The sequence below is a fragment of the Azospirillum sp. B4 genome, assembly GCF_000333275.1.
In the GTDB taxonomy this organism is placed as follows: domain Bacteria; phylum Pseudomonadota; class Alphaproteobacteria; order Azospirillales; family Azospirillaceae; genus Nitrospirillum.
This window is the reverse complement of record NZ_BACU01000070.1, coordinates 1-11,098: the sequence shown is the minus strand read 5'-3', so window position 1 is coordinate 11,098 and position 11,098 is coordinate 1. Positions and strand designations below refer to the sequence as shown.

Below are 11,098 nucleotides of genomic sequence, written 5' to 3'. Positions count from 1 at the left end.
CGCACTCCCCGAAGATGGCCGCACCCTGGCCCGGCAGGGTGCGCATCCCGGCCTTAAAGGTTCCCGCCGCCGCCAGCGGGCCGGCGTGCAGCTCCGGATAGCCGCCGGGCAATATCACAGCGTCGGCGCGGGCGTCGGGCGCCTGGTCGGCCAGGGGGAGAAGGGCAGGATTTCCGCCCCCGCCGCCCGCCAGCCGGCCAGGACATGGGGGTAGACGAAGCTGAAGGCGGCGTCGCCCGCCAGGGCGATGCGCTGGCCTGGGGGCGGCAGGGCGGGCGTTACCATTCCGGCGGGCGTGTGGGGTACGGCCAGGGCGGCAAGGCGGTCCAGGTCCACATGACTTCCCACCCAGGCGCCCAGGGTGGCCAGCCGCTCGGCCAGGGCGTCGGTCTCCGACGCCTGCACCAGGCCCAGGTGGCGTTCCGGCAGGGCGTGGCCGGGGGTGCGGGGCAGGGCGCCCAGTACCGGAATGTTCAAGGCGTCGATGGCGCCCTCGATCAGGCTGCGGTGACGGGGGCTGGCGATGTTGTTCAGCACCACCCCGGCCACGCGCACGTCGTCGCGGTATGTCGCGAAGCCCTTGACCAGGGCCGCCACCGATTGCGACGCTCCGCGCCCGTCCACCACCAGCACCACGGGCCAGCCGGTGCGGGCGGCGATGTCGGCGGTGGCGCCGTTGCCCCAGGCGCCCACCCGCGCCACACCGTCGAACAGGCCCATCAGGGCCTCGCAGATCAGCAGCTGGCCGCCGGCCGCCGCCTGGGCCGCCAGGCCGTCGAACAGGGCGGGCGCCATGGCCCAGCTGTCCAGGTTCAGACTGGGGTGGCCGCAGGCCGCCGCGTGGAAGGCCGGGTCGATGTAGTCCGGCCCCGACTTGGCGGCGCGCACGTCCAGGCCGCGCGCCCGGAAGGCGGCCAGCAGGCCCAGGGTCAGGGTGGTCTTGCCCGACCCTGAGGCGGGGGAGGCGATGATCAGCCCCGGCGCCATCCGCTCAGTCATGGCCGGCCACCCCCAGCCAGCCCAGCGTGTCGTGCAGTTCGGCGATGGCGCCGATGACGATGATGGCCGGCGGCGCCAGGCCGCTGTCCGCCAGGTCGCGGGCACACGATCGCAGGGTGCTGGTCAGCACCTTCTGCCGGGGCGTGGTGGCGTCGCAGATCACGGCCACGGCGGTTTCCGGTTCCAGGCCGCCCGCCATCAGGGCCTGGGCGATGTCCCCCAGGCCGCGCCAGGCCATGTAGAGGATCAGCGGCGCCTTGGTCGCGGCCAGGGCCGCCCAGTCCGGCCCCTCCCCCGCCGAATGGCCGGTGGCCAGGATCACGGCCTGGTTGGCGGTGCGGTGGGTGGCGGGGATACCGGCATAGGCGGGCCCTGCCAGGCCGGCGGTGATGCCGGGCACCACACGGAAAGGCAGGCCGGCGGCCACCAGGGCCAGCGCCTCCTCGCCCCCCCGGCCGAAGACGAAGGGATCGCCCGCCTTCAGACGCAGCACCTTGCGGCCCTGACGGCCCAGCTCCACCAGGCGCAGGCTGATATCCTCCTGCGCGGGCGAGGGGCGGCCACCCCGCTTGCCGGCGAATTCCCTCACAGCGGCGGGGTTGGCCAGGTCCAGGATGCGCTCATCCACCAGCGCGTCGTAGACGATATGGTCGGCCTGGCGTAGAGCATGCAGGGCCAGCAGGGTCAGCAGGCCGGGGTCGCCCGGCCCGGCGCCCACCAGCCAGACGCTGCCGGGCGCGAATGCGGGTGGATCGAAGGCGGGCGGGATCAGGTCAGTCATGGTCGCGGACGGTATGGAAGACGGGGAGGGACGGGACGGGCGCGCGTTGCGGCCGGGCTGGACCACCGGCGCCTGCGCCACGGCGGCGGCGGCGGCGGCCACGGCCGCCCTGTTCGGCGGCGATTTCCCGGACCCGGTGACCATCACCCTGCCCGGCGGGCAGCAGCCTGTTTTCGCCCTGGCGGTGACGGAACGGGGCCCGCCCACGGGCGCGGATGCCTGGGCCATGGCGGGGGTGGTGAAGGATGCGGGCGATGACCCGGACGTGACCCACGGCGCCCTGGTGCGCGCCCGTGTCATGCCGGGCGCCCCAGGCGGCGGCGTCACCTTCCGCGCCGGCCCCGGCGTCGGCACCGTGACCTTGCCCGGGTTGCCGCTGCCGGTGGGGGAACCGGCGATCAACCCGGTGCCACGCGCCATGATCACGCGGGCGGTGACCGCCGCGGCCCATGACGCCGGCAAGGCGGCCGACCTGATCGTGGAGATCGGCATCGACAATGGCGAGGTGCTGGCCCGCCGTACCATGAACGGCCGCCTGGGCATCATCGGCGGCCTGTCGGTGCTGGGCACCACCGGCATCGTCGTGCCCTATTCCTGTGCCGCCTGGATCGCCAGCATCCAACGCGGCGTGGACGTGGCCCGGGCCGCCGGCCTGGCCCATGTGGCGGCCTGCACCGGCCGGACGTCGGAGGCGACGGTGGCCCGCCATTATGGCCTGCCCGAACAGGCGCTGCTGGACATGGGCGATTTCGCTGGCGGCACCCTGAAGTACCTCCGCACCCACCCCGTGCCGCGCCTGACCATCGCCGGCGGATTCGCCAAGCTGGGCAAGCTGGCGCGGGGCCTGATGGACCTGCATTCCAAGCGCCACGCGGTGGACCTGGATTGGCTGGCCGGCATCCTGGCCGGGCTGGGCGCCGGTCCCGAATTGGTGGCGCGCGCGGCGGGCGCCAACACGGCGCTGGAGGTCCTGCGGATGGCGGACGCCGCCGGCCTGAAGGTGGCGGACACGATCGCCGCCCTGGCCCGCCAGGTGGCGCTGGACGTGCTGGACGGCGCGCCCATCGCCGTCGACGTGGTGGTCATCGACCGGCAGGGCGGGCTGATCGGGCAGGCGGGCCCCTGACGTCACATTTCCCTCCCGCGATACCGGCGCTGATACCCCGCGTCGTACAGCGCGCTGGCGCGGAAGTCGTCGGTGCCCAGGGCCTTGCCCACCAGGATCAGGGCGGTCCGGTCGATGGGGTTCGCGGCCACCTGATGCGCGAGATCGGCGAGGGTGCCGCGCAGCACCCGCTCCTCCGGCCAGGAGGCGCGGTAGACCACCGCCGCCGGGCAGTCGGCGCCGTACAGCGGCGCCAGGCGCGCCACAACCTCGTCGATGACATGGATGGACAGGTGGATGGCCAGCGTGGCGCCGGACTGGCCCAACACCTCCAGCGTCTCCGTCGCCGGCATGGCGGAGGCACGGCCGCTGGTGCGGGTGATGACCAGGGTCTGGCTGACCTCCGGCAGGGTCAGCTCACGGCCCAGCGCGGCAGCGGCGGCGGCGAAGGCCGGCACGCCGGGCGTGATGGTGTAGGGGATGCCCAGGTCCTTCAGCGCCCGCAGCTGCTCGCCCAGGGCGCTGTAGACCGACAGATCGCCGGAATGCAGGCGGGCCACGTCCTGGCCGGCGGTGTGGGCCGCCTGGAACTCGGCCACGATTTCCTCCAGCGACAGCGGGGCGGTGTCGACGATGCGGGCGTCCGCTGGGGCATGGGCCAGCACGGCGGCCGGCACCAGCGACCCGGCATAGAGGCAGACGGGGCAGCGGGCGATCAGGTCGCGGCCGCGCAGGGTCAGCAGGTCGGGCGCGCCGGGGCCGGCGCCGATGAAATGCACGGTCATGGGAAATGCACGGTCATGGGAAATGCACGGTCATGGGATGGGGCCTTCGGAACAGGCGACGGCGCAGGTGCTGGCCGGCCCCTGGATACGGGGCAGGATAAGGCGGGCGTTCAGGTTCCGCGGGGCGCCACAGGCGGCCAGGGCCGCTGTTTCCGCCACCGGCGGCAGGCCATGGCCGGGGCCGGCGCTGGGGGTGGGGGGATCGATCGCTTGCAAGGCATCAGCGGCCAGGCCCACCAGCGGCAGGCCCAGGGCGGTGGCGGCCTGGACCAGGCCCGGCTCCCTCGCCTTGCTGTCCACGGTGCACAGCGTCAGGCCTTCAGGCAGGGACTCCCACCCCAGCTGGGCGAAAGCCCGGGCCAGCAGGTCCCGGATTTCGTCCGCCGTCACCCCCCGGCGGCAGCCGATGCCGATGGCCCAGGGTACGGGCGTGGCCGTCGTGAGCGGCTTCTCCACATGCCACAGGACGACGGGCATCAGGGGCCGCCAGCCCCGGAAATTTCCCAGGGGCACCGCGCGCTCCACCGACAGGCGGGTCAGCGATCCGCCCAGGCTGGCGTGCCAGCGGGCAAGGTCGGCCTCCGTCTCCAGGGTCACGGCCGTGGCCACCAGCCGGCCGCCGGGGCGCAAGCGCGCCCAGCAAGCCTCCACCACGCCCGGCGCCGTCAGGCCGCCGCCGATGAAGACGGCGTCCGGCGGGGGCAGGCCGGCCAGGGCCTCCGGCGCCCTGCCCTCGCGGAATTCCAGGGCGGGCACCCCGAAGCTGGCCGCGTTGGCGCGGATGGTGGCCATGCGGTCCGCCCGGTCCTCCACCGCCACCGCCCGGTTGGCGGGGTCGGCCAGCAACCATTCGATGGCGATGGCACCGGAACCGGCGCCCACGTCCCACAGCATCTCCCCCCGGCCGGGGGCCAGGTGGGACAGGGCGACGGCACGCACCTCCCGCTTGGTGATCTTGCCGTCGTGCTTGAACCAGTCGTCGGGCAGGCCGGGTGTGCGCGGCAGCACCCGGGCGCCGGGCGAGACGGCGCAGGTCAGCGCGATGGTGTTCAGGTCCTGGACCTCGCCGTGCCAGGCGTCGGCCGTGGCGCCGCTGACCCGTTCATTCGGACCGCCCATGGCCTCCAGCACCGTCAGGGTGCTGGGGCCGAAGCCGCGCTGGCACAGCAGGGCCGCCAGCTTGGCCGGTGTGCCGCCGTCCCAGCTCAGCAGCAGCAGGCGTGATCCCGGGAACAGGTGGGGGATGACGGTCTCCAGCGGGCGGCCGTGCAGCGACAGGCAGGCGACGTCCTGCAGGGCCCAGCCCAGGCGGCTTGCCGCCAGGGTGAAGGCGCCGGGGGCCGGAAACACCCGCATCTCCTGCGCCGGCACCAGACGGGCCAGCGTGGCGCCGATGCCGAACCATTGCGGGTCGCCGCTGGCCAGCACGGTCACCGCTTGGCCGCGCCGGGCCAGCAGGGCGGGGAAGGCGTCGGTCAGCGGGCTGGGCCAGGCCAGGCGCTCCTGGCCCGCCGTCTCTGGCACCAGGGCCAGATGGCGGACGCCGCCCACCAGCAGGTGGGCGGCGGTCACGGCGGCGCGCGCCGCCGGCGCCAAGCCGTCCCAGCCGTCCTCACCAATCCCCACGACGGTCAGCCAAGGTGTGGTAGTCATGGCCGGCACACGGGAACGAGAGTGGGGCGATGCGCGTACTGGTCCTGGGCGGCACGACGGAGGCGCGGGAGCTGGCGGGCCTGCTGGCGGAGGACGCCCGCTTCCAGGCCACGCTGTCGCTGGCTGGCCGCACGCGCGCGCCGGCGCCCCAGCCCCTGCCCACCCGTGTCGGCGGCTTCGGCGGAACCGGGGGACTGGCGGATTATCTGAGGGCCGAGGGTGTGCGGGCCGTAGTCGACGCCACCCACCCCTTCGCCGACCGCATCAGCGCCAACGCGGAAACGGCATGCGCCCTGGCCGGCGTGCCCCTGGCCGTGCTGACCCGCCAGCCGTGGATGCCGGGGCCGGATGACGATTGGCGCCTGGTGCCGGACATGGACGCGGCGGCGGCGGCGCTGGCCGGCTTGCCCGACACCGTCTTCTTGACCGTGGGCCGCCAGGAACTGGACCCCTTCATGGAACTGCGGCGCCGCTTCGTCGTGCGCGCCGTGGACCCGCCGGACACCCTGCCGGCCGGCGCCGTCCTGGTGCTGGACCGGGGGCCTTACACGCTGGACAGTGAAATGGCGCTGATGCGGAGCCATGGTGTCGGCGTCCTGGTCACCAAGAACAGCGGCGGCGACGCCACGGCGGCCAAGCTGGAGGCCGCCCGCGCGCTCAGGTTGCCGGTGGTCATGGTCGACCGCCCGTCCGCCGGATCGGCGCCGCGCCTCTACGCCGCGTCCGACGCCATGGCTTGGCTGGCCGCTCACGCGACCTCCGCCGGTGCATAACCGCGCGGGGTGTAGACCCAGGCGTCGCCGTTGCCGTCGGTGCGCGGCAACAGCCTGGTCTGGCTGGACCCGATCAGCACCAGGGTGCGCATGTCGGCCGTGGTGGGATCGCAGTCGCCCAGCGTGGTGATGGTCACGTCCTCGTCATGCCGGCCCACGGCGCGGGCCAGCACCACCGGCGTCGCCGCATCCTTCAGCGTGCGCAGGGTGTCCAGGGCGGCTCCCAGCTGCCAGGGCCGGGCCTTGGAGATGGGGTTGTACAGGGCGATGACGAAGTCGGCCTCCGCCGCCAGGCGCAGGCGCTTCAACACCAAATCCCAGGGCTTGAGGTTGTCCGACAGGGACAGCACGCAGAAGTCATGGCCCAGCGGGGCGCCCACACGCGCGGCCGCGGCCAGCATGGCGGAGACGCCGGGGCACACCCGCACGGGCACATCGGCCCAGGCGGGGTCGTCGCCGGACTCCAGCGCCTCGAACAGGGCGGACGCCATGGCGAAGACGCCGGGGTCGCCACCCGACACCAGGGCGACCTTGCGCCCGGCCACCGCCAGGTCCAGCGCCAGGCGGGCGCGCGACAGCTCCACCCGGTTGTCGGAGCCGTGGCGGCGGTGGAAGCTGTGCGGGATGCGGTCGAGATAAGGGCCATAGCCCACCAGGTCGGTGGACTGGGCCAGCACGTCGGCCACCTCCGGCGTCAGCCAGCGGTCGGGGCCGGGGCCCAGGCCGACGACGGTCAGGCTGCCCGGGGCTCGCATGGGGTTCATTCGGCCGACTCCTTGGCCATGGCCCCCTGGGCGGCGGTCAGCAGCTCGCCGCGCTTGCCTTGGCCGGGGATGAGGATCATGGAGAAATAGGGGGCGACGTCCGGCGCCTCCGCCAGGGGGTGCACCCGCTGTCCCTCCGTCGTGCCGCGTTCCACGTACCAGGCGCGGTGGCCCAGGCCCAGGCCCTCGATCACCCGGCGCACCTTGGGCAGGTTGCCGCCCAGTTTCATTACCGCCGCCGCGTCGGCGCGGGACAGGGCGGCCGTCAGGGCCGCTTCCCCCAGTGTGCCGGGAATGACCGACAGCACGTCGTCGCGGATGGTCAGGGGTATCGGCAGCTGCGCGGCGCAGCCCAGCAGCGAGGGCACGCCCGGCACCACCTCCACCTTGAAGCGGGGCGCCAGGCGCAGGTGTAGGTGCATGTAGGAGCCGTAGAAGAACGGGTCGCCCTCGTTCAGCACCGCCACCGATTGGCCGGCGGCCAGCAGTGCCGCCAGCCGCTCCGCCTGCTCGTCGAAAAACCCCTCGATGGCGGCGGCGTAGGCGGCGCTGTCCGGCGGCAGCTCGGTGGTCACGGGATAGACCATGGGCACTTCCCGCTGGGTGCCGTCCAGGTGGGCGGCCGCGATGCGCCGGGCCTGGCCCGGGCCGCCACGCTTGGCGAAGTAGGCGACGATGGGGCAGGATTTCAGCAGGCGCACGGCCTTCAGGGTCATCAGCTCCGGATCGCCGGGGCCGGTGCCGATGCCGTAAAGGGTGCCGGGGGTGATCTCGTCCATGCCGCTCACTCCCGGTCCGAGGCCAGGGCGTTGACCGCCGCCGCCGCCATGGCGCTGCCGCCCCGCCGGCCGGCCACGGCCAGGTAGGGAAGGCCCCAGGGGTTGGCGGCCAGGGCCTCCTTGCTCTCGGCGGCGCCGACGAAGCCCACGGGGAAGCCCAGGATGGCGGCGGGACGCGGGGCGCCGGCCGCGATCATCTCCAGCAGGTGGAACAGGGCGGTGGGCGCGTTGCCGATGGCCACCACCGACCCGGCCAGGTGCGGCCGCCACAGCTCCAGCGCCGCGGCGGAACGGGTTGTGCCCAGTTCCTGCGCCAGGCTGGGCACGGCGGTTTCGTTCAGGGTGCAGATGACGGCGTTGCCGGCCGGCAAGCGGGCGCGGGTGACGCCGTGCGCCACCATCTGCGCGTCGCACAGGATGGGCGCGCCGGCGCGCAGGGCATCCCGGGCGGCGGCGCCCACGTCTGTGGAGAACAGCAGGTGCTCCGCCGTTTCCACCAGGCCCGCCGCATGGATGATGCGCACGGCCACAGCGCGCAGATCCTCCGGCAGGTGGTTCAGCCTGGCCTCTTCCCGGATGATGGCGAAGGACCGCGCGTAGATGGCCGCACCATCGCGGATGTAGTCGTAGCGGGGGGGCGTGCCCTCGGACTGGGGCTCAGGACTGGACACGGGCACTTTCCTCTGCGCGACGACAGGACGTTTCAATCAGGGGGACCAGCTGGGCCGGCCCGCCCATGCGGGTGATGAAGGACGCCAGATCCTCACCCGGCCGCCGCCGCCCGGTATAGACAGCTTCCAGCCCGGCCACCAGCGATGTCACGCGCGCCCGCGTCAAGTCCCGCCATTGCGCGTCTCCGCCAGCCGGGGCCAGCAGGCCCAGATCATAGCCATCCCCCCGCGCCGTCAGGGTGACGGGTGTGGGGCCGGGATGGGCGCAACCCTTGGCGCAGGCCGAGACATGGATGTGCCCGCCGGCCAGCAGGTGTGGTGCCACCTTGGCTAAGGCCAGGGCATCGGCCCGCGCATCGCTTAGGCCCGAATCACAGGCGCCCCGGCCGCTGCAGGCGGAGAGGGCCAGGCGGGGGTCGTTCGCCGCCAGGATGCCGCCCAGCGCTTCCACGGCCGCCGCCTGGCCGCTGCCGCCACCTTCCAGCAGCAGGGCCCGCCAGGGTGTCAGGCGCAGGGTGGATGCCAGGCGGGCCAGGGCCCCCAGCGTCTCGGCGCGCAGGCCGCCAAAGGGGAAGGCCACGCCCAGCCAACCACGCTGCCGCCCCAGCACCTGATCCAGCAGAGGGCGGGACGCCGGCGTGGCAGGGGGCGTGGCAGGGGGCGTGACACGGGGCGTGGGCGGCACCGGGGCCAAAGGCACGCGTCGGGACAGTGCCGCTGTTCCTTCCGCCGCGATCAGCCCCGCCATACGATAGCGGCGACCGGGGGCGAGCGATCTATAAGCGCGTGCCAGCGCCACGGCGGTTCGCACCACGGCGTCGGCCGGGCAGCAGCCCAGCGTGGTGGCGCCCGCCCGGTCACCGCCCACCGCCACTCGGAACAGGTCGGTTCCCTCAAGCGCGTCAAAGCGAATGTCGCCCACGGCGTCGGCCAAAGGTGCCTGGCCGCCGCCGTTCAGGACGAAGTTGAACTTGGCCGGCAACTCCCAAAGGTCCTGGTTGATGCTCAATGCGGCGTCCAGCGCCTGGGCCAGCGGGTGCACCGGCGCGCAGGCCGGATCCAGGCCGCAGGTCGGGCTGCACAGCACGTTACGCACCCGTTCCGCCTCGGGGTCGCCGTTGACCAGGCCCAGGTCGCGCAGGGCGCCGGTCAGGGCGGGCAGCGTCGCCTCGGTCACGCCCCGGATCTGCAGGTTGGCCCGCTGGCTCAAATCCACCAAGCCGTTGCCGTGGCGCCGGGCCAGGTCGGCCACGGCCAGAGCCGTCGCCGCCGGCAGGGTGTGTCCGGGTACGCGCAGGCGCACCAGCAGGCCGTCGGCCACGGCCATGGGCACCAGGGCGCCGGGGCACGCGCCACGCACGCGCGGGGGGGTGATCGGGGCGTTCATGCCAGTTCCTCCCGCAGGCGGGCCAGATCCTCGGGCGTGGAGTTGCGGCGGGGGTGCCACAGGCCCCGGCGCAAGGCCTCCTCCAGCCGGTCCAGAATTTGCCGGGCGGCGTCGGGGTTGCTGGCGGCCAACCAGTCCCAGGTCTCGCCATCGGCGACGTAGGCGTCATACAGGCTGTCCACCTGGTGCGAGGTCACGGCCCCGGCCAGGGCCGCCAGGTCCACCGCGCCATCGACCGTGCGCGCCAGGCTGGCGGCACCGCTGTGGCCGTGGCGGCGCTGGCCCTCGATCCAGCGCGGGTTGGCGGCGCGGCCGCGCACCACACGGGCCGCCTCCTCCGCCAGGGTGCGGGGGACGACGCGCTCCGGTTCCGCGCTGTCGACGTGATAGAGGATGGGCTGGTTGCCGAGAAGGTCGGCGGCGGCGGCGAACCCGCCCTCGAACTGGGTCATGCCGTCGTTGTCCAGCACGTCGGTTTCACGCTGGTCCTGGATGTGGACCAGGGCGTCGGCCAGGCCCACGCGCCGGCGGAACAGGGCGGGCAGCGCCACACCCTCCAGGTCCAGGCCATAGGCGTGGCAGCCGCTGTCCAGGTAGGCGGCGCCCAGCTCCTCACGGGCTTGCCAGTCGCCGGTGGCTAGCCGCCGCGTCAGGCCGGTGCCGTAGCCGCCGGCGGCGGCGCCGAAGATGCGGGCCGTGGCCTGGCGCTCGGCGGTGCCAGGGCTCATGCCGCCCGCCATCAGCGCATCACGGTCGATGCGCACCGCCGCCGCCAGCGGGTTGACCGCGTCTTCCTCCTCCAGGCCGGCGATCTTGCGCGCCGCCTGGTCGAACAGGGCCAGTTGGGCCGGGAACATGTCGCGGAACAATCCCGAGATGCGCAGCGTCACGTCCACGCGCGGCCGGCCCAGCACCGTGGCCGGCAGCACCTCCACCCCCGTGACCCGGCCGCTGCCGGACTCCCACAGGGGGCGCACGCCCATCAGGGCCAGGGCCTGGGCCAGTTCCTCCCCTCCCGTGCGCAAGGTGGGGCTGCCCCAGCAATCCACCACCAGCTGGCGGGGCCAGTCGCCCTGGTCCTGCAGGTGGCGGGTCAGCACGGCGTCGGCCCCCTTCCAGCCCAGGGCCCAGGCGCTGGGCGTGGGCACGGCGCGGGGGTCGATGGCGTACAGGTTGCGGCCGGTAGGCAGCACGTCGGCCCGCCCGCGCGCCGGGGATCCGCCCGGCCCCGGGGCGACGAAGCGGCCGTCCAGCCCGGCCAGCAGGGCGGCCATCTCCGCCGGCCCGCTGGCCGCCAGCGGGGGCGCCACCTCGGCCCGCAAGAGGTCCAGGCCCTCTTGGGTCCTGGTCCATTCCGGATACGAAATGAGGATGCTAACCACCAGGTCGCGCACCAACCCG

The 11,098-nt window shown here is 74.0% G+C and carries 11 protein-coding genes; 2 read left to right on the top strand and 9 right to left on the bottom strand.

The window, feature by feature from the left end; translation table 11 throughout:
* Positions 1 to 114: 114 nt before the first annotated feature.
* Together I55_RS02830 and cobA are read right to left on the bottom strand one after the other, a co-directional pair.
* Positions 115 to 999, bottom strand: coding sequence for a cobyrinate a,c-diamide synthase (locus I55_RS02830; RefSeq protein ID WP_307718692.1), 885 nt, complete (start codon positions 997 to 999; stop codon positions 115 to 117).
* Positions 992 to 1,780 carry a uroporphyrinogen-III C-methyltransferase gene (cobA, locus tag I55_RS02825; protein WP_044558978.1) on the bottom strand — a complete coding sequence of 263 codons (789 nt, stop codon included), beginning with the start codon at positions 1,778 to 1,780 and terminating at the stop codon, positions 992 to 994. The genes I55_RS02830 and cobA overlap by 8 nt, the downstream gene beginning before the upstream one ends.
* Between cobA and I55_RS02820 the strand changes: the two genes are divergently transcribed.
* Positions 1,779 to 2,906 (top strand): cobalt-precorrin-5B (C(1))-methyltransferase, encoded by a 1,128-nt coding sequence (locus I55_RS02820; RefSeq protein ID WP_044558977.1) that lies wholly within the window; start codon positions 1,779 to 1,781, stop codon positions 2,904 to 2,906. The two genes, cobA and I55_RS02820, sit on opposite strands and share 2 nt — an antisense overlap.
* A gap of 2 nt (positions 2,907 to 2,908) precedes the next feature.
* Here the strand turns inward: I55_RS02820 and cobM are convergent, their stop codons facing one another.
* Positions 2,909 to 3,670 (bottom strand): precorrin-4 C(11)-methyltransferase, encoded by a 762-nt coding sequence (gene cobM / locus I55_RS02815; protein ID WP_044558976.1) that lies wholly within the window; start codon positions 3,668 to 3,670, stop codon positions 2,909 to 2,911.
* Positions 3,671 to 3,700: 30 nt separating this feature from the next.
* Positions 3,701 to 5,323 (bottom strand): precorrin-6y C5,15-methyltransferase (decarboxylating) subunit CbiE, encoded by a 1,623-nt coding sequence (gene cbiE / locus I55_RS02810; RefSeq protein ID WP_083900793.1) that lies wholly within the window; start codon positions 5,321 to 5,323, stop codon positions 3,701 to 3,703.
* 29 nt (positions 5,324 to 5,352) lie between these two features.
* Here cbiE and I55_RS02805 point away from each other — a divergent pair, with 29 nt between their 5' ends.
* On the top strand, positions 5,353 to 6,096 hold the full coding sequence (locus I55_RS02805; RefSeq protein WP_044558975.1) for a cobalt-precorrin-6A reductase: 744 nt from the start codon (positions 5,353 to 5,355) through the stop codon (positions 6,094 to 6,096).
* Here the strand turns inward: I55_RS02805 and cobJ are convergent.
* The 5 genes from cobJ to I55_RS02780 form a co-directional block, all read right to left on the bottom strand.
* Positions 6,072 to 6,851 (bottom strand): precorrin-3B C(17)-methyltransferase, encoded by a 780-nt coding sequence (gene cobJ, locus I55_RS02800; protein ID WP_044558974.1) that lies wholly within the window; start codon positions 6,849 to 6,851, stop codon positions 6,072 to 6,074. The two genes, I55_RS02805 and cobJ, sit on opposite strands and share 25 nt — an antisense overlap.
* A 5-nt stretch (positions 6,852 to 6,856) precedes the next feature.
* Entirely contained in the window at positions 6,857 to 7,639 is a 783-nt protein-coding gene (locus tag I55_RS02795) for a precorrin-2 C(20)-methyltransferase (protein ID WP_044558973.1), read from the bottom strand.
* Between the two features lie 5 nt (positions 7,640 to 7,644).
* Complete coding sequence (locus I55_RS02790; RefSeq protein WP_044558980.1) at positions 7,645 to 8,310, bottom strand: precorrin-8X methylmutase; 666 nt, start codon at positions 8,308 to 8,310, stop codon at positions 7,645 to 7,647.
* Positions 8,297 to 9,697 carry a precorrin-3B synthase gene (gene cobG / locus I55_RS02785; protein WP_049973774.1) on the bottom strand — a complete coding sequence of 467 codons (1,401 nt, stop codon included), beginning with the start codon at positions 9,695 to 9,697 and terminating at the stop codon, positions 8,297 to 8,299. Before cobG ends, I55_RS02790 begins: the two co-directional genes overlap by 14 nt.
* Positions 9,694 to 11,098: cobaltochelatase subunit CobN (locus tag I55_RS02780; RefSeq protein WP_044558971.1), on the bottom strand; the 1,405-nt coding region annotated here is incomplete at its 5' end. The genes I55_RS02780 and cobG, both read right to left, overlap by 4 nt.

Excerpts from the sequence above, each read along its gene's own strand:
- I55_RS02830 (WP_307718692.1), bottom strand. The coding sequence starts at position 999 with ATGACTGAGCGGATGGCGCCGGGGCTGATCATCGCCTCCCCCGCCTCA.
- I55_RS02820 (WP_044558977.1), top strand. The coding sequence starts at position 1,779 with ATGGTCGCGGACGGTATGGAAGACGGGGAGGGACGGGACGGGCGCGCG.
- cobA (WP_044558978.1), bottom strand. The coding sequence starts at position 1,780 with ATGACTGACCTGATCCCGCCCGCCTTCGATCCACCCGCATTCGCGCCC.
- cobM (WP_044558976.1), bottom strand. The coding sequence starts at position 3,670 with ATGACCGTGCATTTCATCGGCGCCGGCCCCGGCGCGCCCGACCTGCTG.
- cbiE (WP_083900793.1), bottom strand. The coding sequence starts at position 5,323 with ATGACTACCACACCTTGGCTGACCGTCGTGGGGATTGGTGAGGACGGC.
- I55_RS02805 (WP_044558975.1), top strand. The coding sequence starts at position 5,353 with ATGCGCGTACTGGTCCTGGGCGGCACGACGGAGGCGCGGGAGCTGGCG.
- cobJ (WP_044558974.1), bottom strand. The coding sequence starts at position 6,851 with ATGCGAGCCCCGGGCAGCCTGACCGTCGTCGGCCTGGGCCCCGGCCCC.
- I55_RS02795 (WP_044558973.1), bottom strand. The coding sequence starts at position 7,639 with ATGGACGAGATCACCCCCGGCACCCTTTACGGCATCGGCACCGGCCCC.
- cobG (WP_049973774.1), bottom strand. The coding sequence starts at position 9,697 with ATGAACGCCCCGATCACCCCCCCGCGCGTGCGTGGCGCGTGCCCCGGC.